We start from the raw sequence: 23856 nt of genomic DNA on the forward strand, positions 1-23856 counted from the left end.
AGGTGATCGTCGGATCGTCCGACCCGTGACGAGGCTGGGCGCGGGCGGGCCCGGGTCAGGCGGCGGGCCCGGCCTCCGGCCCGGCTGCCGAGCCTGCCCCGGGTCCGGTCGCCGGTACGTCCCGGAGCACCTCGCCGAGGACCCGCGCCGCGCGCTCCGCGTCCGCGAAGCCCACGTACAGCGGGGTGAAGCCGAACCGCAGGATGTCCGGGCGGCGCAGGTCGCCGACCACCCCGCGACGGATCAGCTCCGCCATGACGGCGGGCGCCTCGGCGCAGCGCAGCGCGACCTGGCTGCCCCGCTCCCCGTGCGCCTCGGGCGTCACGGAGACGACCCGGCCCTCGGGGGCGTACGCCCGCACGCACTCCAGGAAGAAGTCCGTCAGGGCGAGCGACTTGGCGCGCACGTCCTCGATCCGGACGCCGTCCCACACGTCGAGGGCGGCCTCCAGGGCCAGCATCGACAGGATGTCGGGCGTGCCGACCCGGCCGCGCACGGCGCCGTCGGCGGCCCGGTAGCCGGGGGTCATGCCGAAGGGGTCGGCGTGCGAGTTCCAGCCGGGCAGCGGCGAGTCGAAGCGGTCCTGGTGGCGCTCGGCGACGTACAGGTACGCGGGCGAACCGGGGCCGCCGTTGAGGTACTTGTAGGTGCAGCCGACGGCCAGGTCCACCCCGTGCCGGTCGAGGCCGACGGGCAGCGCGCCGGCGCTGTGGCACAGGTCCCAGACGGCGAGCGCGCCGGCCGCGTGGAGCGCGGCGGTCGTGCCGGGCAGGTCCTGGAGCCGTCCGGTGCGGTAGTCGACGTGGTTGACCAGGGCGAGCGCGGTGCGGGCGCCGGCGGCGCCGGGGATCTCGGCCGGGTCGAGCGGCACGATCCGGTGGCCGGTGAGGCGCGCCGCGGACTCGGCGATGTACCCGTCCGTGGGAAAGGTCGTGGCGTCGACGAGGATCTCGTCGCGGCCGGGGTCCGCGAGCCGCACGCCCGCCACGAGCGCCTTGAAGACGTTCACGCTGGTCGAGTCGCCGACCACGATCTGTCCGGGGGCGGCGCCCACGAGCGGGGCGACGCGGTCGCCGAGCCGCTCGGGCGCGGTCCACCAGCCGGACTCGTCCCAGGAGCGGATGCGCAGCTCGCCCCACTGGCGGCTGATGACGTCGGCCATGACGGCGGGGACGTGCGCGGGCAGCGCGCCGAGCGAGTTCCCGTCCAGGTAGACGGTGGCGTCGAGGGCGAACTTCTCGCGGTGCTTGGCCAGTTCGTCGGCCGCGTCGAGACGGGCGGCCCTTTCGGTGAGTGCGGCCGTCTCCCTCAGGTCGTCAGACATGGCTGCGCGCCGTCCACAGCTCGGGGAACACGTTCTTCTGGGCGCGCTTCTCCAGCCAGGCCACGCCCGCCGAGCCGCCCGTGCCGGTCTTGGCGCCCATGGCGCGCCGGGTGGCCACGAGGTGGTCGTTGCGCCAGCGCCAGACGAGTTCGGCGACGTCGCTCAGCGCCTCGCCGAGCCGTACGAGCTCGGCGTTCTGGTCGGGGTCCGCGTAGACGCGGGCCCAGACCGCCTCGACCTCGGGCGAGGGCTCGTAGCGCTGCGCCAGGTCGCGGCCGAGGACGGCGGCGGGCACGGGCAGGCCGCGCCGGGCGAGCAGGCCGAGCACCTCGTCGTAGAGGCTGGGCTCGTGGAGCGCCTTCTCCAGCTCGGCGTGGACGCGGGGCGCGCCGCGGTGGGGCACCAGCATGGACGCGGACTTCTCGCCGAGCAGGAACTCCATGCGCCGGTACATCGCCGACTGGAAGCCGGAGCCCTCGCCGAGGGCGCCGCGGTAGGAGTTGAACTGGGCGGGGGTGAGCTGGGCGAGCGGGCGCCAGGAGTGGTTGAGCGCCTCCAGCTCGCGCACGGAGCGCTTGAGCGCGTCCATGGCGACCGGGACCTCGTCGCGGCGCAGCGCGTGGCTCGCGGTCTCCCACTCGTGGACGATCACGGTGAACCACAGCTCCATGACCTGGGTGGTGACCAGGAAGACCATCTCGCCGGGATCGTCCGAGCGGAGGTGCTGGAGGTGGGTGAGGACGTCCGCCTGGACGTAGTCCTCGTACGGCGTGGTGCCTGCGAAGTCGAGGTTCGGCGCGTCGGCGGCGGCGTCGGCGACCGCACCGGCTCCGGAGGCATCGGGAGAACCCTGGAAGGTCGACATTTCTGTCTCCTGATACGAACTACCGGGTAGCGGTCCGCTCCTCTCCTCCGGCCCATCCGGCACGGGAGCCCCGGTCCCCTCGGGAGGCGGGCTTCGTCGCCCGTCCTCCCACGCGCATCATGACACGAGCGGGCCCTCGATGTAGATCCCCTCTTCGTCATACGGATACGCGTTCGAACGACAGCCGTCGAGTCCCTTGATCTGCTGCATCATGACCGGCGCGAGCCGGCCCGGCCCGGCGCAGCCCATGTGCCGGCGCAGCCCGATCTCGTGCCCGACCTCGTGGTTGATGATCAGGTGCCGGTACTCGTGGGGCGGGCCGGCGAAGGTCGGGGAGCCCAGCATCCAGCGCTTGAGGTTGACCACGACGCCGGTGGAGGTCTCGCAGTTCAGCTCGCCGTGGGTGTTCATCCCGTTGGCGGCGCAGAGCCGGTCGGCGGTGTCGGGGGTGGCGATCCTGATCACGAAGTCGGCGTTCTCGCTGACCAGCTGGAAGCGGCCGCGGCCGTGCGCGGCCCAGCCGCGCGGGTGGGCCAGGATGCCCTCGATCTCGGCGGCGGCCTCGCGGGCGGAGAGGTCGATGCCGTCCTCGACCTGGACGCGGTAGCGGCGCAGGGTGCCGCCGCTGCCGACCGGCTCGCCGGTGGCCCGGGCGGTGGTGAAGGTGCCCGCGCCGTGCTGCGGCACGGCGGTCCGCTTCGGCGTGGGCTTCGGAGTCGGGCGGGCGGTGGCCGTGGGCTTCGGCGCGGGCGGCGGCGTGGGCCGCGCCGTGGTGGGCCCCGGCGACGGGGGCGCGGTCACGGGCCGGGGCGGCGGCGCGGCGGCCGCGGGGCCGTCCCGGCCCTCGTAGTGCGCGAGCGCGGCCCCGCCGGCCAGCGCGACCGGCACGAGCGCGAGCACGGGCAGCACGAATCGGCGCCTCCCCCGCGATCTGCCCGCGCGGCCCCGACGGCTCTGCTGTCGACGGCTCTGCTGTCGACGGCTCTGCTGTGTGGCACGGCGCTTCCCCAAGCGGCCTTCCCCCCAAAAACCGGCCCGCCTCGCAGAGACGGCCCACCCCCGACGGCCCGGTGTGCCGTGCCGTCCCGGCGATCGTAACCACGTGTTCGATCCACTCGAACGACAGGGGGCGACTGTGACAGCACCGGTGCACGGGCCGTCGGGGCCGCCAAGGGCGGGGGCCGTCGGGGGGTGGGCCCGGGGTACGCCCCGGGCCCGGCGGGTCAGCCGAGGGTGTCGGCCGCCGTGGGCGAGGAGTCGCGCAGGAAGGTCGTGCAGCGCTCGAACTCCTCCTTCTCGCCGATCTCGCCGGCCGCCCGGGCCAGCGCGTGCAGGGCGCGCAGGAAGCCGCGGTTCGGCTCGTGCTCCCACGGCACCGGGCCGTGGCCCTTCCAGCCGTTGCGGCGCAGCGCGTCCAGGCCCCGGTGGTAGCCGGTACGGGCGTAGGCGTACGACTCGATGACCCGGCCGCCCTCGTACGCGTCGTCGGCGAGCTGCGCCCAGACGAGCGAGGAGGTGGGGTACTTCGCCGCGACATCGGCCGGCGCGGCCCCGCTCGCCAGGAGCTCACGCGGCTCCGGGTCGTCGGGCAGGTGGGTGGGGGGCGGTCCCCCCAGCAGGTTCTCGTGGATGGCCATGGGGCCCAGTCTGCCTCAGCCGGCACCCTTCGCCCGGCCCGCGGCCGGGTCGGGGCCCGGGTCCGTGCCGGCTTCCCGGCCCGGGTCGAGCGGCGGGGCACCGACCCCGCAGTGCACCTTGCACTCCGGGTGACAGTCCGCACGGGCCGGGGCCCGCAGGGTCGCGAAGGCCAGGATCGCGCCCGCCACCAGGACCCCCGCGCAGATCGGCATCGCGCGCCGGAAGGTGGCGTCGAACTCCTCCGCCGAGCGGTACGCCTCCGGGCCCATGCCCGCGAGCAGCGGCAGCGCGGCGACCGCGACGAGGCCGGCCGCGCGGGCCGCGGCGTTGTTGATGCCGCTGGCCAGGCCGGACCGGGAGACGTCCACGGAGGCGAGCACGGTCGCGGTGAGCGGCGCCACCAGGGTCGTCATGCCGAGGCCGAGCACCAGCAGCGCCGGCAGCACATCCGTCAGGTACGCGGCGTCCTCCCCGGACCGCAGCATCAGCAGCATCCCCGCGGCGCACAGCAGCGGCCCCACCGTCAGCGGCAGCCGCGGCCCGGTCTTCTCGCCCAGCTCGCCCGACTTCGCGGAGAACAGCAGCATCAGCACCGTGGTCGGCAGCAGCGCGGTGCCGGCGGCGAGCGCCGAGTAGCCGGAGACCACCTGGAGCTGGAGCGCGGCCAGGAAGAAGAAGCCGCTGAACGCCGCGTACACGCACAGCGTCACCCCGTTCACGGCGCTGAAGGTGCGCGAGCGGAAGATCGACGTCGGCATCATCGCGTCCTCGCCGCGCCGCCGCTCCACGAGCACGAAGCCCGCGCCGGCCGCCAGGCCGAGGACGCCGGGCCACCAGACCTGGTCGATCAGCGCGTACGTGACCAGGGCGAGGGCGGCCGCGCCCAGCACCGCGCCGAGCACGTCGAACCGCCCGTGTGCGGCCACGTCCCGGGACTCGGGCACGTGCCGCAGCGCGACCGGCACGCAGACCAGCGCCAGCGGCACGTTCAGCAGGAACACCCACCGCCAGCCGGGGCCGTCCACCAGCCAGCCGCCGACGAAGGGCCCGACGGCCGCACCGACCCCGCCGAAGCCGGACCACAGGCCGACCGCCCTGGCCCGGTCGTCCTCGTGGAAACTGGCCTGGATCAGCGCGAGCGAGCCCGGGGTGAGCAGCGCCCCGCCGACGCCCTGGAGGGCGCGGGCGGTGATCAGCACGCCGGCGTTCGGCGCGAGCCCGCACAGCAGCGAGGCCGCCGCGAACCACACGACGCCGACCACGAAGACCCTCCGCCGCCCGTACCGGTCCCCCAGCGCCCCGCCCAGCAGGATCAGCCCGGCGAGGGCCACCATGTAGGCGTTGACGGTCCACTGCAGGGCGGCCAGATCGGCCCCGAGGTCCTCGCCGATGTGCGGCAGGGCCACGTTGACGACGGTGGAGTCGAGCAGCGCCATCGCGGACCCGAGGACGGTGGTGAGGACGATCCACCGCCCCGTCCCGGAGGCGAGCCTGATGTCCATGCCTGCATCGTCCCGCGAACGACGGAGCCCCGCCCGCCGGGTGGGCGGACGGGGCGCGTCGGTTCACTCGTGCCTGAGGGCCGGGCCTCAGCGGGTGAAGTTGAAGTACTGCCAGGCGCCGTAGACGGTGGTGTTCACGTTGTCACCGGCGGCACCGTCGATGTAGGCCGCGCGGACGCGGAACCGGAGGCCGGCCGCCCCGTCGCCGTCCAGCGACACGTACGCCATGCCGTTGGCGTTCAGCGCGAAGTACTCCGAGGCGACGGGCTGCCAGGTGCCCCCGTACCAGACCTGGAGGTCCAGTCGGGTGCTGCGGCCCGGGTACGAGTTGTGCCACGCGGAGATCAGCGGGTCGGTCGTCTGGTGGTAGGTCCGGTACCAGACGCCGCTGATCTTCGTCCACTGGTAGTGGCGGCTCGTCGTGTTCGTCACGCCGGCCCGCGTGTACACGCCGGAGCGGGCCTCGGCCGGGGCGTTGCGCGCGTCACCGGCGAAGGTCACGGACACCCAGGTGTCACGCGTCATCTTCAGCTGGGCCGCCAGCTTGCCCTCGGAGTTGACCAGACCGCGCCGGAGCAGCTTCTTGGGCTCCGGGCCCAGCGGGTCGGCCCAGATCTCCACCTCGCGGTTCTTGTAGGTCGGGCCGAGGGTGGCCGTGAACCAGACCGGGGTGTTGAAGTTGACGGTCGTCCCGTTGCGGTCGAGGGTCAGCGCGGTCTTGGTCCGCGAGACCGAGACGTTGGTCTTCGCCGAGGCACCGGTGTGCTCCGCGTCGCCGGCGTACTCGACCTTGTAGGTCACGTTGCCGCCCGCGGTGGGCGTGTCCGTGAAGGAGTAGGCCCCGTTCGCCCCGAGCGTCTTGGTCCCGAGGGACTTGCCCAGCGGGGAGTCCAGGTCGTAGCGCGTCACGGTGAGCGGCGCACCGGCCGGGAGCGGCAGGGACGCCGTGACCGTACCGGTGACGGTGAGCTGCGCGCCGCGGTTCGCGGTGGCGGGAGCCTTGATCGTGATGGTCGGGACGGACTTGGCCGGACCGTCGAAGACGCGCAGCGTGTGCACGCCGGAGGCGTTCGAGACGGCGAACAGCCTGCTGCTGTCGGGAGCCCAGGCGAGGGCGCCGGTGTCGAGCATGCTGGTGCTGCCGTTGCTCGCCGGGAAGTCGTACTCGCGGACCGGCATCGTCTTGCCGGGCTTGTAGACGTGGAGGTCCGGCTCGTACCACGAGCTGGTGCCACCGGCGATGGTGCCGTCCGGCGCGATGTCCACGGCGTTCGGGTACGTGTTGCTGCTGTACCGGGTCACCTCGGAGAGGTCCGTGGTGGAGAACGCCGGGTGGTAGTACGGGCTGCCGCTGGAGGTGATGACGTTCTGCCCGTCGGGGGTGACGTCCAGCTCCTGGAGGCTGCCGTACTGGCCGCTCTTGCTGACCTTGAGCTGCGGGGCCCCGGCGGAAACGTCGTAGACGCCCAGCGTGGTGGGGCTGGAGTCCCGGTCGCCGATCGCGAGGACGTTCGGCGCGCCGGGGTCGGAGCCCAGCAGCAGCGTGGCGCCGGAGGACCACGGGTTGGTCTCGCCGAGGCTGTGGGCGAGCGTGACGACCGGCTCCGCGCCCGACAGGTCGAGGGAGCCGAGCTGGGCGCCCGCGTACGCGAACCAGAGCTTGCCGCCCGCCTGGGCGAGGTCGCCCGGCGCGTCCGCGCCCAGGTCATAGGTCATGACCTCGGTCGGCGTCACCGTGTTCACGGCGATGATCGAGTCGTTGCCCGCCACGGTCGCGAAGACCCGCGACGAGTCGCCGGCGATCTCCAGACCGCGGACGCCGGGCAGGTCCGGGACGGTCGCCAGGACCGTGCCCGCGTAGTCGGTGACCACGAGCTTGCCGCCGCTCGGGTCGCTGATGAAGACCTTCTGGTGGACGCCGTCCACCACCATGTCGCCCACGGACGACACGGGCAGGGTCTTGCTGGTGTCGGCGGCCGCCTGGCCCGCCGTCGTCGCGACGAGTGCCGCGGAGCTGAACATGACCGCCAGTGCGGTCGTAGCGGAAAGGGTGCGCTTGCGCACGATGAAGAGACCCCCCCTATGAGTCTCCGGCCTCTCACCAACGGAGGCCTGGTGAGCGCAGACTAGATCACGCCGCCGACAGTCCGCCTCCCGGTATCCGCTTACCGGGCCCCAAGGGCCGCCGCACTGTCCGGAAAGGGCCCCGGTATGCCGAAGGGCCCGGCTCCACTCGCGTGGTGCCGGGCCCTCGGGCGGTCGTGCAGCGGTGCTGACGGTGCCGACGTGGGCTTACTTCAGCTTGGTGCCCGCCGAGCGCAGCGCCACGCAGGCCTCGGCGACACGCTTGGCCATGCCGGCCTCGGCCAGCTTGCCCCAGGTGCGCGGGTCGTAGGTGGACTTCTTGCCGACCTCGCCGTCGACCTTCAGGACGCCGTCGTAGTTCTTGAACATGTGGTCCGCCACCGGACGCGTGAAGGCGTACTGGGTGTCGGTGTCGAGGTTCATCTTCACCACGCCGTTGTCGATGGCGGTGGCGATCTCCTCGGCGGTGGAGCCGGAGCCGCCGTGGAAGACGAAGTCGAACGGGGCGGTCTTGCCGAACTTCTCCGAGACGCCGGCCTGGAGGTCCTTGAGCAGCTCGGGGCGGAGCACGACGTTGCCCGGCTTGTAGACGCCGTGGACGTTGCCGAAGGAGGCGGCCAGCAGGTAGCGGCCCTTCTCGCCCAGGCCCAGGGCCTCGGCCGTGCGGATGGCGTCGTCGACGGAGGTGTACAGCTCGTCGTTGATCTCGTGGCTGACGCCGTCCTCCTCGCCGCCGGTCGGGGTGATCTCGACCTCAAGGATGATCTTGGCGGCGGCGGCCTTGGCGAGCAGCTCCTGGCCGATGGCCAGGTTGTCCGCAAGGGTCTCGGCGGAGCCGTCCCACATGTGCGACTGGAAGAGCGGGTTCCGGCCGGCCTTGACGCGCTCGGCGGAGATGTCGAGCAGCGGGCGGACGTAGCCGTCCAGCTTGTCCTTCGGGCAGTGGTCGGTGTGCAGGGCGACCGTGATGTCGTACTTCGCCGCGACGATGTGGGCGAACTCGGCCAGGGCGACGGCGCCCGTGACCATGTCCTTGTTGTACTGGCCGCCCAGGAACTCGGCACCGCCGGTCGAGATCTGGATGATGCCGTCGCTCTCGGCCTCCGCGAAGCCGCGCAGGGCCGCGTGCAGGGTCTGGGACGAGGTCACGTTGATGGCCGGGTAGGCGAACTTGCCTGCCTTCGCCCGGTCGAGCATCTCGTTGTAGACCTCGGGGGTTGCGATGGGCATTCGTCCGCTCCTTGTGATGTGCGGGGTGTGTGCGTTGCTGTCCCTGACCTAGGGGCGACGTCATCGTCGCGGCCCATCTTTCCAGACTCTTGTGCGGGCTCCCACGGGCACGGCACGCGAAGGGGCGGGGTGTTTCACGTGAAACACCCCGCCCCTTCGTAAAACAGCAGGTCAGAGCCTGAATGACCGGCTCCCGGGAACCACGTCACGAGTTCGCGGCGGTTCCGCCGGGACGGTCAGCGCCGGGCCCCGGCGGTCCATGGCCGGACCCCGGCGGTCCATGGCCGGACCCCGGCGGTCAGCGTCGGGCCGGCGGTCAGTCCCGGGTCGGCGGACGGGCCGGACCGGCGGACGGGGCGGACCGGCGGACGGGGCGGACCGGCGGACGGGGCAGGCCCCGGCATCAGGACAGGCCCAGGCGTCAGGAGAGGCCCAGGTCCGACAGCTCGTAGCCGGTCAGGTACGGCAGACCGGCCTCGGCGATCGCACCGGCGGCGCCGCGGTCGACGATGGTGGCCACGGCCACGACCTCGCCGCCCGCCTCGCGCACGGCCTCGACCGCGGTCAGCGGGGAGCCGCCGGTGGTGGAGGTGTCCTCGACCACCAGGCAGCGGCGGCCCTTGACGTCGGCGCCCTCGATGCGGCGCTGCATGCCGTGGGCCTTCTGCGCCTTGCGGACGACGAAGGCGTCGAGCCGCTCGCCGCGCGCGGCGGAGGCGTGCAGCATCGAGGTGGCGACCGGGTCGGCGCCCAGCGTCAGACCGCCCACGCAGTCGAAGTCCAGGTCCTTGGTGAGGTCGAGCATGACCTGACCGACCAGCGGGGCCGCCTCGCCGTCGAGCGTGATCCGGCGGAGGTCGATGTAGTAGTCGGCCTCACGACCCGAGGAGAGGGTCACCTTGCCGTGCACCACGGCCTTGTCCTTGATCTGCTGGAGCAGATCGGCGCGTACGTCAGTCATGCCCATGAGCTTAAGGGCGGATGCCCCGGGGGCTCACAGCCGACGCCAGGACCAGGTGGTCGTGACCTCCAGCGGGTCGATGGGCGTGACCAGGCGCGGAAGCGTGTTGAGGCCGTTCGGCGGACCCGACTGCGGCTCGACGCAGACCGCGTCGGCCGGCTCGTCGTAGACCACCACCCACCGGGCGTCGCTGGTGATCCTCAGCTCCACCGCGCCCGGCCAGGTCAGCGTGACGTCGACGCCGTCCGGCATGCCGAAGCAGTCGTCCCAGGGGCGCGGCAGCGGGTCGATGCGCCGTCCGGTGGGGAGGTGGTCCTCGCCGCGCTCCTCCTGCCAGGCCGGGTGGAAGTCGAGCTCGACCTCGGGGCCGCCGTCCAGGCTGCGCCGGAACCAGGGGTGCCAGCCGGCCTGCGCCGGGAAGGACTCCCCGGCGGTCTCGATCCCGAGCCGCAGGGTGAGCTCGTCCTCGCCGAGCTCGACGACCTGGGTGACCTTCCCGGCGTACGGCCAGGGCTCGCCCAGCTCGGTGGTGAAGGCGGCGGTGGCGCCGGTGACGTACGCGGTCTTCCAGGCGGCGTCACGGACCGTGCCGTGCAGGGAGTGCGGCGCGGCATGCCCGCTGACCGGGAGCTGGTGCACGGTGGCGCCGTCGCGGAAGCGCCCGTAGCCGGTGCGGCCCGCCCAGGGCGCCATCACGAAGCAGCCGTGCCGTTCGCCGGAGAGCAGCAGTTCGGTGCCGCCGATGCGGAGGCTGTGGATCCAGCAGCCGTGCTCCGGGTCGAGGGTCAACTCGGCGTCGCCGGCCGTCAGTCGCGTCAGAGTGCTCACGCCCCGACCCTACGGCGTGCCCGGCCGATTCCGCCGCCCGATCGCGGCGCGTGCGGGCGTGGCTCGGGCGCGGTACGAGCGTGGTGCGGGCGGGGGTCAGCCGCGGCGGCGGCGCAGGGCGCGGCCGACGACGACGGCGGAGGCGAGGGCGAGGGCGGCGGCCGGGGCGATCCAGCGCAGGGTCGCGCCGCTCCCGGCGGCCTCGGCGGCCGGGACGGGGGCGTAACGGCCGCGCGGCGGGGCGTGGTCGACCTCCTCCGCGCTCCGGCCGATCATGGTGCGCCGGGCGTGCGCGGCCTCGGCGGGCTGGCCGCCCCCGGCCCGCTCCCCCGCCCCGGCTCCGGCCGCGCCGCCCGCCAGCGCGCCGTCCTCGTCCCCGTACCCGCCCGCCGTCTCGTCGTCCTCGTACTCGTCCCCGTCCTCGCCGTCGCCGTCGCCGTCGTCCTCGCCGTCGGCGCGGTCGAAGTCCGCGTCGGCCAGCGGGTCCAGGGACGGCGGCGGCACCGGGGTGTCGAAGACCGAGGGGCGGGCCGGCTCCTCCACACCGTCGTCCACCCCGTCGTCGTCGCTGTCGGCCTCGGCGGCACCCGCGGCCTCGGCGGCCCGGGCCGCTTCTGCGGCCTCCTCCGCGGCCTCCTCGGCGGCGACCTCCGCCGCCACGTCCGACACGGCGGCCAGCGCCTCCGCGAACCGGTCGAGCAGCCGCGCGCCCGCCTGGGCCCGGGCCTCCGCGTCGGCCTCGGCGAGCCGGCCGGCGGCGGTGACCCGGCCGGTGAAGCCGATCGTGGTGCCCTCGGCCACCGGGGTGAGCGCCAGGGTCAGGGCCAGCTCCGCGGTGCCCTTGCCGCGCACCTCGGTGCCCTCGCCCTCGACGGCGAAGCGCCCGTCCCGCTCGCCGAGCCGCAGGGCGCCCCGGTAGGTGATGGTGTTGCCGCCGACACGGATCTTGAGCCGGCCCGTGAACGGCCCGGCCGTGCCGTCGGCGTCCTGCTGGAACCCGGGGACGCAGCGCGCCACCCGGGCCGGGTCCGTCAGCGTGTCGCGCAGGACCTCGGCCGGGACCGGGACGAACACCTCATGCTCCATGGGAGCCGAGCCTACTCAGGCCCGGCCCGCCCGTCGCCTGTTTGCGCGCCCGGCGCACGCCACCCACACGGACTCCCCACCTCACGGACTCCCCACCTACAGGCTGTCCGCGTCACGGGCTGTCCGCGTCAGTACCGCGGGTGCACGAGGGTCGAGGGCGGCAGGGCGTCCGTCGCGCCGGTCCGGCTGCGCTCCACCCGGCTCTCCGCCTCCGCGAGCGTCCGCGCGGTGAGCGAGCGCAGCGGCGGCGCGCCCGCGTCGAGCCCGAGCGGCGGCGGTACGGGGCCGGGCGCGGCGAGCAGGAAGCCCCAGGTGCCCTCGACGGGCGGCGCGCCGCCGGTCGAGCGCCCGGCCCGGTCGGGCCCGGCGGTCAGCCCGGCGGTGCGGCCGCCCGCGGCGTAGGGCCGGGTGGCGTAGCCCGCGGCGCGCAGGGTGGCGTCGATCGTCCAATAGGTGCGGGGGCGGTCGCTCGCCGAGCCGGCGTGCACCACGAGCCGCCCGCCGTCGGCGAGCGCGCGGGAGGCGAGCCCGTAGAACTCCTCCGAGTAGAGCTTGGCCCCGGCGGTGATGCCGGGGTCCGGGAGGTCGGAGATCACCACGTCGTACCGTTCCTGCACGGGCCGGACCGAGCGCAGCCAGGTGAAGGCGTCGCCGTGGGCGACGGTGACCCGGGGGTCCCGGAGGGCCTGCTCGTTGAGGGCGGCGAGCCCGGGGTCGGTGCGGGCGAGCCGGGCGACGCCCGGGTCGAGTTCGACGACGGTGACCGCGGCCACGTCGGCGTAGCGCAGCACCTCGCGGGCGGCGAGGCCGTCCCCGCCGCCGAGGATCAGCACGCGCGTGTGCGGCCCGTTCATCGCGGGGTGCACCAGGGCCTCGTGGTAGCGGTACTCGTCCCGGCCGCCGACCCGCAGCCGGCCGTCCAGGAACAGGTCGGGCGGTTCGCCGCGGCCGCCGGTGACGACCACCTCCTGGAGCTCGGTGTGGACGGCGACCCGGATGCCGTCGCCGTACACCGCGCGCCGGGCGGCCTGCTCGAAGTCGTCGACGAGGACGGTCGCGGTGGCGAGCACCACGAGCACGGAGAGGTTGGCGCCGATGAGCAGGGTGCGCGAGCGGGCCGTCAGGTCGTGCCGGAACAGCCAGAGGACCAGGCCGCCGCCGGCGATCGCGTTGACCGCGCCGGTGACCAGCGCGCCGGTGAGCTGGCCGAGCCAGGGCAGCAGCAGGAAGGGGAAGGCGAGCCCGCCGACGAGCGCGCCCACGTAGTCGGCGGCGAAGAGGTCGGCGACCGTGCCGGCCGCGTCGTGCGCCTCGCGCCGCCGCCGGGGCTCGCCCCCGCCCCGTACCGCGCCCCGGGCCCCGCCGCGGCCGCCGGTGGCGCACCCGCCCGCGTCGGGGCCTGCGCCCGGGCGGGGGCCGGGACCCGCGCCGTACCCCGGTGAACGGCCGGACTCGGCGCGCTGGATCAGCGACATCAGGAGCGGGATCTCCGCCCCGGTGAGCACGCCGATGGCCAGCGAGAAGGCCACCAGCACCCAGCGTGACGCGCCGAACCAGGCGAAGGAGGCGTACAGCACCATCGCCGAGCAGCCGCCGATCAGCGCGAGTCCGCACTCGACCAGGCCGAAGCCGACGGCGGCACGGCAGCGCAGCCGCTTGGCGAGCAGCGAGCCGAGGCCCATCGCGAAGACCATGACGGACAGCACGACGGACGCCTGGGTGACCGAGTCGCCGATCAAATAGGAGGCGAGCGCGACCAGTTCGAGCTCGTAGACCAGGCCGCAGGCGGCGCACACGAACACCACCGCCAGGACCGGGTACCGCACGGCGCCCGGCCGCACGGGCACCCGCGCCGCCCGTTCGGCAGGGCGGGTCACGGTCACGGGCGGGTCGATCATGTTCGTAACGCTACGTCACGCACCCATCGCCGCTTGTCACCCACACGAGTGCACCTGAGGCATGTGTACGGCGCGTCAGAGCGCGGCGGGCATACGGGCGCCGATCCGGGTCCTGGTCACCACCAACTGCCCCTCCTGCGGATAGGCGTGCCAGGTGCGCCACCGCACCTGGCCCTCGTGGCGCTGCGCCAGCATCGCGGTGAAGGCGTGCGGCGAGCCGGGGAAGGTCCCCGCGAGGCCGTGCGGATGGTCGGCGACGAGTGCGAGCAACTCCTGGGCGCGGCCCGCGAACGAGCCCTGGGTGAGGTTCTCGACGCGGGCGGCGAACTCGTACTCCCACTCGCCGACCCGCTTGGACACGCCCAGCGGCAGCGGGGTGCTGCTGCCGGGCATGCAGGCGACGGTCTCCGAGCAGTTGCGGCTCTCCTCCTCCAGGAGGACCTGGTGGGAGGCGCCGAGCAGCCGCAACTGCAGCTTGGCCCCGGCGAGTTCGAGGTCGAGCACCGCGAGGGCGGGCAGCGGGTCGCGCCCCAGCGCCCAGGCCAGGTCGGCCGCGCGGGTGTCGGTGTAGGAGGTCTTCAGGGTGGTGAGCATGGATCGGCTCCGCAAACACGGTTTGACGGGTGGGCCGGGGGCGTCCCGGTCGAGGGTCTCGACCGGGAGTGGGGATCGCCGGCTCGGGTCCACACACGGTCCGAGGGCTGGATGTTCTCGACAGCGAGGGAATCACGAACCATGGTCGGCTCACAGCGTTTTTGCCCAACTTGGCGTGGTTTCCATCCCCTCGGGGGCCTCTGGGTTCAACTGTTCAGTCGGAATCGATCGCATCGCTCACAGGAGCGTCCAACGGAACGTTCATGAAAGGCCGTTGCCCCGGCACACCAACCAGCCGTCCGCCGGACACCCCCTAGTCGCCGCCCCCGCCGCCGCAGCCGCCGCCCCCGCACGAGGACGAACCGCACGACGAGGAACCACAGCCGCCCCCGGACCCGCCGGAACCGCCCGCCCAGCCCCCGCGCCGCCGCCGGCGCCGCCGGGAGCTGCCGCCCGACGCCGCCGCGAAGCCGAACACCACCAGGGCCACCAGCACGATGACCACGAAGATTTCCATGACGTCCCCCGTCGGTGAAGAGAGCCCGGTCGGCTCTGCGAGGGGGATTCCCGCACCGCCGAACCGTCAAAGCACACTTGAGCAAGTCCAGAGCTTCGCCCCAGGATGACGGTCATGACACGACCGCTGCTCAACCGCCGGCTCGCGGAGTTCGGCACCACGATCTTCGCCGAGATGTCCGCGCTCGCCGCGCGCACCGGCTCGATCAACCTGGGCCAGGGCTTCCCCGACACCGACGGCCCCGAGGAGATCCGCGAGGCCGCCGTCCGCGCGCTGCGCGACGGGCGGGGCAACCAGTACCCGCCGGGGCCCGGCGTGCCCGAGCTGCGCGCCGCCGTCGCCGAGCACCAGCGGCGGTTCTACGGCCTGGAGTACGACCCCGACAGCGAGGTCCTGGTCACCGCCGGCGCCACCGAGGCGATCGCCGCCGCGCTGCTCGCGCTCGTCGAGCCGGGCGACGAGGTCATCGCCCTGGAGCCGTACTACGACTCGTACGCCGCGTGCATCGCCATGGCCGGCGGCGTCCGCGTCCCCGTCACCCTCCGCCCGCACGCCGGCGCCTTCGCCCTCGACCTGGACGAGCTGCGCGCCGCCGTCACCGACCGCACCCGGCTGATCCTGCTCAACACCCCGCACAACCCGACCGGCACCGTGCTCAGCCGCGCCGAGCTCACCGCGATCGCCGAACTCGCCCAGGAGCGGGACCTGCTCGTCGTCACCGACGAGGTGTACGAGCACCTGGTCTTCGACGAGGGCGAGCACATCCCGCTGGCGAGCCTGCCGGGCATGCGCGAGCGCACCGTCACCATCGGCTCGGCCGGCAAGACGTACTCCTTCACCGGCTGGAAGGTCGGCTGGATCACCGCCACGCCCGAACTGACCGGCGCCGTCCGTTCGGCCAAGCAGTTCCTCACGTACGTCTCCTCCGGCCCCTTCCAGTACGCGGTCGCCGAGGCCCTGCGCCTCCCGGACACGTACGTACGGGGCCTGCGCGCCGAACTCCTCGCCAAGCGGGACCTGCTGAGCGAGGGCCTGACGGCGGCCGGCTTCGGCGTCCACCGCCCGGCCGGCACCTACTTCGTCACCACCGACATCCGCCCCCTCGGCGAGACCGACGGCTTCGCCTTCTGCCGCGCGCTCCCCGAACGCGCCGGCGTGGTCGCCATCCCCAACGCCGTCTTCTACGACCACCGTGAGGAGGGCGCGCCCTTCGTGCGCTTCGCCTTCTGCAAGCGCGTCGAGGTCCTCCAGGAGGCGGTGGACCGCCTGAAGCGCATGGGGTAGCCCGCCCGTGGGAAGCCGGCCGCCAGTAGGGTCCCGGACTGATCGGCGTCCGAGGGGCGGGCGGCCGTACGGAGCAGGGGGACCCATGTCCACACGAGAGTCGGGGACGGTCCGGCCGAGCCGCCGGGCGCTGCTCGGGGCGCTGGCCGGGGTGGCGGCGGGCGGGGCGCTGCCGCTCGGGGCGGCGGCCCCGGCGGCCGCGGAGACGGCGGGCGCGCAGGGCGCGGCGGGGGCGCAGGGCGCGGCGGGGGCGGCCGGGCCGGGGGCCGGCGGGCGGCTGCCGATGGTGGTCGACCCGACCGACCCCTGGCACTTCACCGCGCACCCGGCGGGCCCGCTCACCACCCGGGCGGTGGCCGGCGGTCTGGAGGTCTCGGACGCCGGAGGGGTGCTCGCCACGCTGACCACCGGGGCGCGGACGGTGACGGTGCGCGGGCCGCGGCGCTGGTTCACCGAGCAGAAGAAGCCGGTCGCGGACGCCTTCGCCCGGACCCCGCCGGCCGGCGGCTGGGGCATGTCGCCGGGCGGCGGCAGCTGGACCCACGTGAACGGCGCCGACACCGACTACTTCCTGGAGTCCGGCCGCGCCGCCATCACCCTGGCCCCCAACAAGAGCCGCTACGCGCTGCTCCCGGACCACGGCATCGGCGACCTGTCCGCGGCGGCCCGGTTCTCCTTCGACCGGCTGCCGGCCGGGGCGCCGGTCTCGCTGGCCCTGGTGTTCGGCGCGCGGGACGTCGACAACCACTACCGGGCGCGGCTCGTGGTGACCCCGGCGGGCGAGGTGCAGCTGGTCCTGGAGAAGGAGCTGGCGGACGTCTCCTCGGTGCTCGGCCCGGCGGTCACGGTCGGCACCGGCTTCGCCGCCTTCGACCACTGGTGGGTGCGGGTCGAGCGGACCGGCGACGTGCTGCGGGCGCGGGCCTGGAAGCACGGCGCGGGCGTGGCCGAGCCCACCGTCTGGCAGCACGCGGTGCGCGATCCCGAGCCGGACCCGGCGAGGGTGCTCGGCGCCGGCACCGTGGGCGTGCGCGGGCTGTCCTCGCTCGGCGCGACGGTGAGCCCGCAGGCCCGGATCTACGACTTCCGGATCGACTCGGCGCTGTGGGACGACCCGCCGCTCGTCGTCCACGACACCTGGGTGCGGGTGCTGCCCGAGCCGTTCGACGGCACGTGGACGCCCGCGGTGGAGCAGCGGATCCGGGACTGGGCCGGCGACACCTCGCCGGACGTCCTCGCGTACACCTCGATGTACCGGCCCTTCGCCCCCGACGTCGCCGATCCGGCACGGCCGGGCGGGCGGCTGCTCGGCACCGCCGGCTACAGCAAGGCCGACCCGGTGACCGGACTGCGGAAGGTCGGCGCGGACTTCCACCAGTTCCTGGGGGTGGACTGGGACTTCACCGAGAGCGGGGAGCACTGGGACGCGAACCCGGACTTCGCCGGCTGTCTGGACTGCTCGGGCTTCGTCCGGATGGTCTACGGCCACCACCTGGGCCTTCCGATGGTCCGCTACCAGCGCTTCGGCGAGGGCCGGCTGCCGCGCGAGTCCAAGGACCTGGCCGCCTCCGGGCCCGGTGTGGTGATCGCCCAGGCCACCGGCCAGGCGCCGCCGCTGGACGGGCTGCGGATCGGCGACACGGTCTTCTTCGACACCGACGAGTCCTCGGACGCGGGCGGCCACATCGGGATCGTCCTGGGCCGGGACACGGACGGCAGGCTGCGCTTCGTGTCCAGCCGCAAGACGCCGGACGGGCCGACGATCGGCGACGTCGGCGGCCGGTCGGTCCTGGACGGGGAGCCGGGCGAGCTCTACACGGCCAAGCTGCGGGTGATCCGGCGCTTCTGACGGGCGCGCTTCCGGCGCCGGGGACCACCGGTCGGGTAAACCGATTTGTCGGGTAATGATCGGTTCTCCCCGTGCGCACGGAGGTGCCCCCTGTCCGCCGAGACCCTCGACCGGCCGACGTCCGCCGCCGCCCCCGCGACCGTCCGGCGGGTGCCCCGGTGGCGGGCGTCGCTGCGCCGCGCGGCGCCCGCCCTCGGGCTCTTCGCCGCCGCCCGGCTCACCGGGACCCTGGTGCTCGCCCTGTGGGCCTGGCACATCGACCGGTCCCCGCGGGCGCTGCTCGCGACGTCCTGGGACTCCGACTGGTACACCCGGATCGCCGCCCACGGCTACGGGCGCACCCTGACCTGGCCGGACGGCGTCGTCCAGTCCGACCTGGCCTTCTTCCCGCTCTATCCGGGCCTCGTCCGGGCCGTCACGGCCGTGCTGCCGGTCAGCGGCGGCACGGCCGGCCTCCTGCTGTCCTGGACCGCGGCCGGGGCGGCGGCCTGGGGGATCTTCCTGGTCGCGGAGCGGATCGCGGGCCGCCCCGCGGCGGTGCTCACGGTCCTGCTGTGGGGGCTGCTGCCGCACTCGGTCGTGCTGTCCATGGCCTACACCGAGCCGCTGATGACCGCCTTCGCGGCCTGGGCGCTGTACGCCGTGCTCACCCGGCGCTGGCTGTGGGCGGGGGCGCTGGCCGCGCTCGCCGGTCTGTCCCGGCCCAACGGGGTGGCCGTCGCCGCCGCGGTGCTCGTCGCCGCCGGCCTGGAGCTGTGGCGGCGGCGCGGCCGGGCCGGCGGGGCGGTGTGGGCGGGGGCCGCGCTCGCGCCCGTCGGCTGGCTCTCGTACCTGCTCTGGGTCGGGGCCCGGCGGGGCGATCTGCTCGGCGGCTACTTCGCCGTCCAGGACGGCTGGACCTCCCGCTTCGACTTCGGGCGGGGCGCGCTGCGCTTCGTCCGGGACATGCTGACCGGACCCACCCAGTTCGGCTACGTGATGGCCCTGGTGATCACCGGGGCCGGGGTGCTGCTCTTCGCGCTCCTGGTGGCCGGGGGGCGCGAGGAGCGCCCGCCGCTGCCGGTGCTCGTCTACACCGGCGTCCTGGTGCTGATCACGGTGGGCGGCTCGGGCTTCTTCGAGTCGAAGCCGCGGTTCCTGCTGCCGGCCTTCCCGCTGCTGCTGCCGCTGGCCCGGGCCATGACGAGAGCCCGGCCACGCGCCGCGATCCTGGTGGTCGCGGGCCTGGCCGGGCTCTCCTTCGCCTATGCGCCGTACGCGCTGACGCTCGCGCGCATGGCCCTGTGAGCGGCCCTCAGGCCGGCTCCGTCACTCGGCGGAGTCGCCCTCGCCGGACGCCTTGTCCTCCGGGGACTCCAGACCGAACTGCTCGACGATCCACTTGTCGAACTCGATCGACGCGCGGACCCAGCTGACCGTGGAGGACACGAAGTGCTCCAGGGACACGCCGGTGCCGATCAGCATCTGCGCCTCACCGATGAGACGGAGGGTGGCGGAGCCGTCCTCCTCCTCGTGCAGGTGGGTGTAGACCTTGGGCCACAGGGTGCGCCGGTTCCAGTCGTCGATCGCGTCGAGGATCCGGGCGCGGTCGTCGGCGGCGTGCGGCCGGTCGTAGAACGTGCGGACCGAGAAGACCTGCTGCTCGGCCTCGCCGCGGAACATGAAGTACGTGCGGAAGTCCTCCCACGGCGCCGCGAGGTCACCCTCGTCGTCGACGATGTACTTCAGCTCCATCTGGTCGAGCAGCTGCTTGACCAGGTCCTGGTCGGGGACGACCGGGCCCGCCGGTCCTCCGGCCTGAGGCTGGGGCTGGGCCCCGAAATTAGGAATCGAGGACGGGTCGATGCTCACCGGGTTTTCCCTTCGTACGGATGCCCGCCATCCTCCCCCATGCCGGGCGGGGGGTGGCAAGTCCTCACGGCGCGATCAGCTGCGGGCTGACATGATCTCGCCCCATGGGGGACACGAAAAGGCGGCTCGACCGTCGATGGATCTGGATCACCCTGGGGCTCAGCGCCCTCCTGCTCCTTCCGGCCGGCTGCGCCGGTCTGGCCGCGTACTCGTTCTCGCAGGCCGGTGAGCCGTGGCCGGTGGACTGCGAGGACGCGGCGGACTTCGCGTACGCCACGATGCCGGTCAGCGCGCGGGACGCCCACTGCACCGAGATGCACTGGATGGACACCTACATCCAGATCGAGTTCCGGATGCCCGCGGCCGAGGCGGCCGGCTGGGTGGCCGGAACCTTTCCCGCGGCGGAGGCCTCGTCCTCCGAGGAGGGGCTCCACGCCTCGTACCCGCCGGAGGCCGGGCAGGCGTACGAGGTGGGGATCCACGTGCGGTACGAGGGCGGGGACACCGCCCTCGTACGCGTCGTGGCCTACGACTTCTAGCCTTCGGCCCGCCCCACGATCAGGCCCTCCTCGAAGCGGTCCACCCGGACCGTGTCGCCGTCGCGGACCTCGCCGGACAGGATCTCCTTGGCGAGGCGGTCGCCGATCGCGGTCTGGATGAGGCGGCGCAGCGGGCGGGCGCCGTACGCCGGGTCGTTGCCCTCCTCCGCGAGCCAGGCCAGGGCCTCCGGGGTGACGTCCAGGGTGAGGCGGCGGTCGGCGAGGCGGCGGGCCAGGCGGTCGATCTGGAGCTGGGCGATGCGGGCCAGCTCGGTCTGCTCCAGGGCGGAGAAGACCACGATCTCGTCGAGCCGGTTCAGGAACTCCGGCTTGAAGCTCGCCCGGACGACCTCCAGGACCTGCTGCCGCTTCTCCTCGGCGGAGGTCAGCGGCTCCACCAGGAACTGGCTGCCCAGGTTCGAGGTGAGGATCAGGATCGTGTTGCGGAAGTCCACCGTGCGGCCCTGGCCGTCGGTGAGCCGGCCGTCGTCGAGGACCTGGAGCAGGATGTCGAAGACCTCGGGGTGGGCCTTCTCCACCTCGTCCAGGAGCACGACGCTGTACGGGCGGCGGCGGACGGCCTCGGTGAGCTGGCCGCCCTCCTCGTAGCCCACGTAGCCGGGGGGCGCGCCGACGAGCCGGGCCACGGAGTGCTTCTCCGCGTACTCCGACATGTCGATGCGGACCATGGCCCGCTCGTCGTCGAAGAGGAAGTCGGCGAGCGCCTTCGCCAGCTCGGTCTTGCCGACGCCGGTGGGGCCGAGGAAGAGGAAGGAGCCGGTGGGCCGGTCGGGGTCGGCGATGCCGGCCCGGGTGCGGCGCACCGCGTCGGAGACGGCCCGCACGGCCTCGCCCTGGCCGATCAGGCGCCGGCCGAGCTCGTCCTCCATGCGGAGCAGCTTCTGCGTCTCGCCCTCCAGGAGACGGCCGGCGGGGATGCCGGTCCAGGCGCCGACGACGTCGGCGATGTCGTCCGGGCCGACCTCCTCCTTCACCATCGTGTCCTTGGCCGCCTCCTGCTGGGCCTCGGCCTCGCTGGCGGCCTCCAGCTCGCGCTCCAGGGCCGGGATCTCGCCGTAGAGCAGCTTGGAGGCGGTGTCGAAGTCGCCGTCGCGCTGGGCGCGCTCGGCGCGCCCGCGCAGCTCGTCGAGCTGCTCCTTGAGCTCGCCGACCCGGTTGAGGGACTGCTTCTCCTTCTCCCAGCGGGCGGTGAGGCCGCGCAGCTCCTCCTCGCGGTCGGCGAGGTCGCGGCGCAGCTTCTCCAGGCGCTGGAGGCTGGCCTCGTCGGTCTCCTGGGAGAGGGCCAGCTCCTCCATGCGCAGCCGGTCGACGGTGCGCTGGAGCTCGTCGATCTCGACGGGCGAGGAGTCGATCTCCATGCGCAGCCGGGACGCGGCCTCGTCGACCAGGTCGATGGCCTTGTCGGGCAGGAAGCGCGAGGTGATGTAGCGGTCGGACAGGGTCGCGGCGGCCACCAGGGCGCTGTCGTTGATCTGCACCTTGTGGTGGGCCTCGTAGCGTCCCTTGAGGCCGCGCAGGATGGCGACGGTGTCCTCGACGGACGGCTCGGCGACCAGGACCTGCTGGAAGCGGCGCTCCAGGGCGGGGTCCTTCTCGATCCGCTCGCGGTACTCGTCGAGGGTGGTGGCGCCGACCATGCGCAGCTCGCCGCGGGCCAGCATCGGCTTGAGCATGTTGCCCGCGTCCATGGCGGAGTCGCCGCCGGCGCCCGCGCCGACGACGGTGTGCAGCTCGTCGATGAAGGTGATGATCCGGCCGTCGCTCTCCTTGATCTCGGACAGGACGGTCTTCAGGCGCTCCTCGAACTCGCCGCGGTACTTCGCGCCGGCGACCATCGCGCCGAGGTCGAGGGAGACCAGGCGCTTGTCGCGCAGCGACTCGGGCACGTCGCCCTTGACGATCCGCTGGGCGAGGCCCTCGACGACGGCGGTCTTGCCGACGCCGGGCTCGCCGATGAGGACCGGGTTGTTCTTGGTGCGGCGGGACAGGACCTGGACGACGCGGCGGATCTCGTGGTCGCGGCCGATCACCGGGTCGAGCTTGCCCTCGCGGGCGGCGGCGGTGAAGTCGGTGCCGAACTTCTCCAGGGCCTTGTACGAGCCCTCGGGGTCGGCGCTGGTGACCCGGCGGGTGCCGCGGGCCCTGGTGAAGGCGTCCTGGAGGCGGGCGGCGGTGGCGCCCTGCCCGTCGAGCAGCTCGCCGGCGCGGCCGCCCTTGGCGGCGATGCCGATCAGCAGGTGCTCGGTGGAGAGGAACTCGTCGCCGAGCTGCTTGGCCCGGGCGTCGGCGTCCGCGATGACGGCGAGCAGCTCACGGCTGGGCTGCGGCGGCGCGACCGTGGACCCGGTGACGCTCGGCAGCGCGGCCAGCAGGCGCTCCGCACCGGCGCGGACGGCGGCCTGGTCGGCCTCGACGGCGGCGAGCAGATCGGTGATGTTCTCGTTGTCCGCGCCTGCCAGCAGGGCCAGCAGCACATGCGCGGGGGTCAGATCGGCGTGCCCCTGGGACACGGCGCGGCTGCTCGCCGCGTTCAGCGCGTCCCGGCTCCTGTTGGTCAGTTCGGCGTCCACGTGCGGACTCTCCTCCTCGGATGCGACGACTCCTTCTTTATGACTCTTACAGCGTACACAAAGTTGAGTCTATTCCGCTCAAGGTATTCGGGAGGGTTCGGCCGGGGGTAGTTTCCGGGGCATGGCCATCGATCCCAGCAAGCCCAGCGACTCGTACCTCAGCTTCTGGCGCGAGTACCACATGTGCACGCTGACCACGCCCCGCCCGGACGGCACCCCGCACGTGGTGGCGGTGGGCGTCACGTACGACCCCGAGGGCGGCGAGAAGGGCATCGCCCGGGTCATCACCAACAAGCACAGCCGGAAGGTCGCCAACGTCCTGGCGGCGGGCCCGGACGGCGCGCGGGTCGCGGTCTGCCAGGTGGACAAGGGGCGCTGGGCCACGCTGGAGGGCGTGGCGCGGATCCGCACCGAGGCGGAGGTCGTCGCGGACGCGGTCGAGCGCTACGCCGCCCGCTACAACCGGGTCCCGACGCCGAACCCGGACCGGGTGGTCATCGAGATCGCGCTGACCCGGGCGATGGGCCGGGCCTGAGACGCCGGCGCCCGGGACGCGCGCGCCCGGGGCTCGGCGTCCGGGACGCGCGCGCCCGGCGGCCGGCCGGCCGGTGCGCCGGAGGGCCCGCCGGGCGTTTCCGCACGCGGACGCACAGCGGCGCCATCGCGTTTCAGGTCCGCGATGGCGCCGCTGTGTGGGGGAAGTGCCGGAGCGATCTACAACGACGGGGGAATCGCTCAGGCACTGCGGGGGGTGGCGGTGATGGTCTCGGTCTGGATCGACGGGGACTCGACCAGCTGGTGGTCGCGCTGATCCAGATTGACGAAAATCATGCCGTACCGGATGGCACAGCGGACGGGCTGCGGGGCGCCGCGCGGGCGGCGCAGGCACCGGTAGGCCCGGACGTCCTCGTCCTGCTCGCGAGCGACCACGATCGGTTCTCCGAAGAGGGTCACCATCAACGAGTCGCCACGGTGGGGGATGGCCGTGACGAGATCGATGAAGTGCCACCCGGATCGATAGGCCGAAGCCATCTCCCGGCGGAAGGACCGGTCGTCCGGCGGGACGATCATGCTTCCTGGCCCGCCGGGGTGAACTCCCAGGAGGGTTCACCAGGGGCTGCGAGGACGACGTCCGCAGGTGCGCTCTCCCACGAGGGCTCGTTCGGTCCCGCCACCACCGAGTGCGACGGGGGGATCTCCCACGAGGGCTCGCC

Annotated in this window: 21 protein-coding genes; 5 read left to right on the top strand and 16 right to left on the bottom strand. The window is 73.7% G+C overall.

Annotated features, from left to right (window positions below; all coding sequences use genetic code 11):
- Positions 1-55: 55 nt before the first annotated feature.
- The 13 genes from kynU to ACIGW2_RS11535 all read right to left on the bottom strand — a co-directional run bounded on the left by kynU (position 56) and on the right by ACIGW2_RS11535 (position 14528).
- Positions 56-1324, bottom strand: coding sequence for a kynureninase (gene kynU / locus ACIGW2_RS11475; protein WP_391654153.1), 1269 nt, complete (start codon positions 1322-1324; stop codon positions 56-58).
- On the bottom strand, positions 1317-2189 hold the full coding sequence (locus tag ACIGW2_RS11480) for a tryptophan 2,3-dioxygenase (RefSeq protein ID WP_361584878.1): 873 nt from the start codon (positions 2187-2189) through the stop codon (positions 1317-1319). Before ACIGW2_RS11480 ends, kynU begins: the two co-directional genes overlap by 8 nt.
- Positions 2190-2306: 117 nt before the next feature.
- A complete protein-coding gene (locus tag ACIGW2_RS11485) occupies positions 2307-3098 on the bottom strand; it encodes a DUF3152 domain-containing protein (RefSeq protein ID WP_391654152.1) in 792 nt (263 codons plus the stop codon).
- 314 nt (positions 3099-3412) lie between these two features.
- Positions 3413-3826, bottom strand: coding sequence for a DUF3151 domain-containing protein (locus tag ACIGW2_RS11490; protein ID WP_356063383.1), 414 nt, complete (start codon positions 3824-3826; stop codon positions 3413-3415).
- 15 nt (positions 3827-3841) lie between these two features.
- Positions 3842-5329: an MFS transporter gene (locus tag ACIGW2_RS11495; protein ID WP_399842962.1), complete on the bottom strand. Its 1488-nt coding sequence runs from the start codon at positions 5327-5329 to the stop codon at positions 3842-3844.
- 87 nt (positions 5330-5416) lie between these two features.
- Entirely contained in the window at positions 5417-7351 is a 1935-nt protein-coding gene (locus ACIGW2_RS11500; protein WP_391654150.1) for an Ig-like domain repeat protein, read from the bottom strand.
- Positions 7352-7621: 270 nt separating this feature from the next.
- On the bottom strand, positions 7622-8644 hold the full coding sequence (gene fbaA, locus ACIGW2_RS11505) for a class II fructose-bisphosphate aldolase (protein WP_361584866.1): 1023 nt from the start codon (positions 8642-8644) through the stop codon (positions 7622-7624).
- 421 nt (positions 8645-9065) lie between these two features.
- Positions 9066-9605: an orotate phosphoribosyltransferase gene (gene pyrE / locus ACIGW2_RS11510; RefSeq protein WP_356063395.1), complete on the bottom strand. Its 540-nt coding sequence runs from the start codon at positions 9603-9605 to the stop codon at positions 9066-9068.
- A 33-nt stretch (positions 9606-9638) separates the two neighbouring features.
- On the bottom strand, positions 9639-10433 hold the full coding sequence (locus ACIGW2_RS11515; protein ID WP_391654149.1) for an aldose 1-epimerase: 795 nt from the start codon (positions 10431-10433) through the stop codon (positions 9639-9641).
- 96 nt (positions 10434-10529) lie between these two features.
- Entirely contained in the window at positions 10530-11519 is a 990-nt protein-coding gene (locus ACIGW2_RS11520; RefSeq protein ID WP_391654148.1) for an SRPBCC family protein, read from the bottom strand.
- Positions 11520-11647: 128 nt separating this feature from the next.
- Positions 11648-13417: a spermidine synthase gene (locus ACIGW2_RS11525; RefSeq protein WP_391654146.1), complete on the bottom strand. Its 1770-nt coding sequence runs from the start codon at positions 13415-13417 to the stop codon at positions 11648-11650.
- 75 nt (positions 13418-13492) lie between these two features.
- Positions 13493-14011 carry a DUF2617 family protein gene (locus ACIGW2_RS11530; RefSeq protein ID WP_356063405.1) on the bottom strand — a complete coding sequence of 173 codons (519 nt, stop codon included), beginning with the start codon at positions 14009-14011 and terminating at the stop codon, positions 13493-13495.
- A 313-nt stretch (positions 14012-14324) separates the two neighbouring features.
- A complete protein-coding gene (locus tag ACIGW2_RS11535; RefSeq protein ID WP_356063408.1) occupies positions 14325-14528 on the bottom strand; it encodes a hypothetical protein in 204 nt (67 codons plus the stop codon).
- A 114-nt stretch (positions 14529-14642) separates the two neighbouring features.
- Here ACIGW2_RS11535 and ACIGW2_RS11540 point away from each other — a divergent pair, with 114 nt between their 5' ends.
- The 3 genes from ACIGW2_RS11540 (at position 14643) to ACIGW2_RS11550 (ending at position 18948) form a co-directional block, all read left to right on the top strand.
- Complete coding sequence (locus ACIGW2_RS11540; protein ID WP_399842969.1) at positions 14643-15812, top strand: pyridoxal phosphate-dependent aminotransferase; 1170 nt, start codon at positions 14643-14645, stop codon at positions 15810-15812.
- A gap of 85 nt (positions 15813-15897) precedes the next feature.
- On the top strand, positions 15898-17661 hold the full coding sequence (locus tag ACIGW2_RS11545; protein WP_399842972.1) for an NlpC/P60 family protein: 1764 nt from the start codon (positions 15898-15900) through the stop codon (positions 17659-17661).
- 150 nt (positions 17662-17811) lie between these two features.
- On the top strand, positions 17812-18948 hold the full coding sequence (locus ACIGW2_RS11550; RefSeq protein ID WP_399842975.1) for a glycosyltransferase family 39 protein: 1137 nt from the start codon (positions 17812-17814) through the stop codon (positions 18946-18948).
- Positions 18949-18969: 21 nt separating this feature from the next.
- On the opposite strand, the gene ACIGW2_RS11555 is transcribed toward ACIGW2_RS11550, so the two are convergent.
- Positions 18970-19512, bottom strand: coding sequence for a YbjN domain-containing protein (locus ACIGW2_RS11555; protein WP_356063419.1), 543 nt, complete (start codon positions 19510-19512; stop codon positions 18970-18972).
- A 104-nt stretch (positions 19513-19616) separates the two neighbouring features.
- Here ACIGW2_RS11555 and ACIGW2_RS11560 point away from each other — a divergent pair, with 104 nt between their 5' ends.
- Entirely contained in the window at positions 19617-20051 is a 435-nt protein-coding gene (locus ACIGW2_RS11560) for a hypothetical protein (RefSeq protein ID WP_399842979.1), read from the top strand.
- Here the strand turns inward: ACIGW2_RS11560 and clpB are convergent.
- Positions 20048-22642 (bottom strand): ATP-dependent chaperone ClpB, encoded by a 2595-nt coding sequence (clpB, locus tag ACIGW2_RS11565; RefSeq protein WP_391654140.1) that lies wholly within the window; start codon positions 22640-22642, stop codon positions 20048-20050. The genes ACIGW2_RS11560 and clpB overlap by 4 nt on opposite strands.
- 121 nt (positions 22643-22763) lie before the next feature.
- Between clpB and ACIGW2_RS11570 the strand changes: the two genes are divergently transcribed.
- The gene (locus tag ACIGW2_RS11570) at positions 22764-23177 is read left to right on the top strand and encodes a pyridoxamine 5'-phosphate oxidase family protein (RefSeq protein WP_356063425.1); all 414 of its coding nucleotides are present in this window, start codon (positions 22764-22766) and stop codon (positions 23175-23177) included.
- Positions 23178-23377: 200 nt separating this feature from the next.
- Here ACIGW2_RS11570 and ACIGW2_RS11575 read toward each other — a convergent pair whose 3' ends face one another.
- The gene (locus ACIGW2_RS11575; RefSeq protein ID WP_356063428.1) at positions 23378-23713 is read right to left on the bottom strand and encodes a (2Fe-2S)-binding protein; all 336 of its coding nucleotides are present in this window, start codon (positions 23711-23713) and stop codon (positions 23378-23380) included.
- Between the last annotated feature and the right edge of the window lie 143 nt (positions 23714-23856).

This window comes from Streptomyces sp. NPDC053541, from assembly GCF_044544705.1.
Lineage (GTDB): Bacteria > Actinomycetota > Actinomycetes > Streptomycetales > Streptomycetaceae > Streptomyces.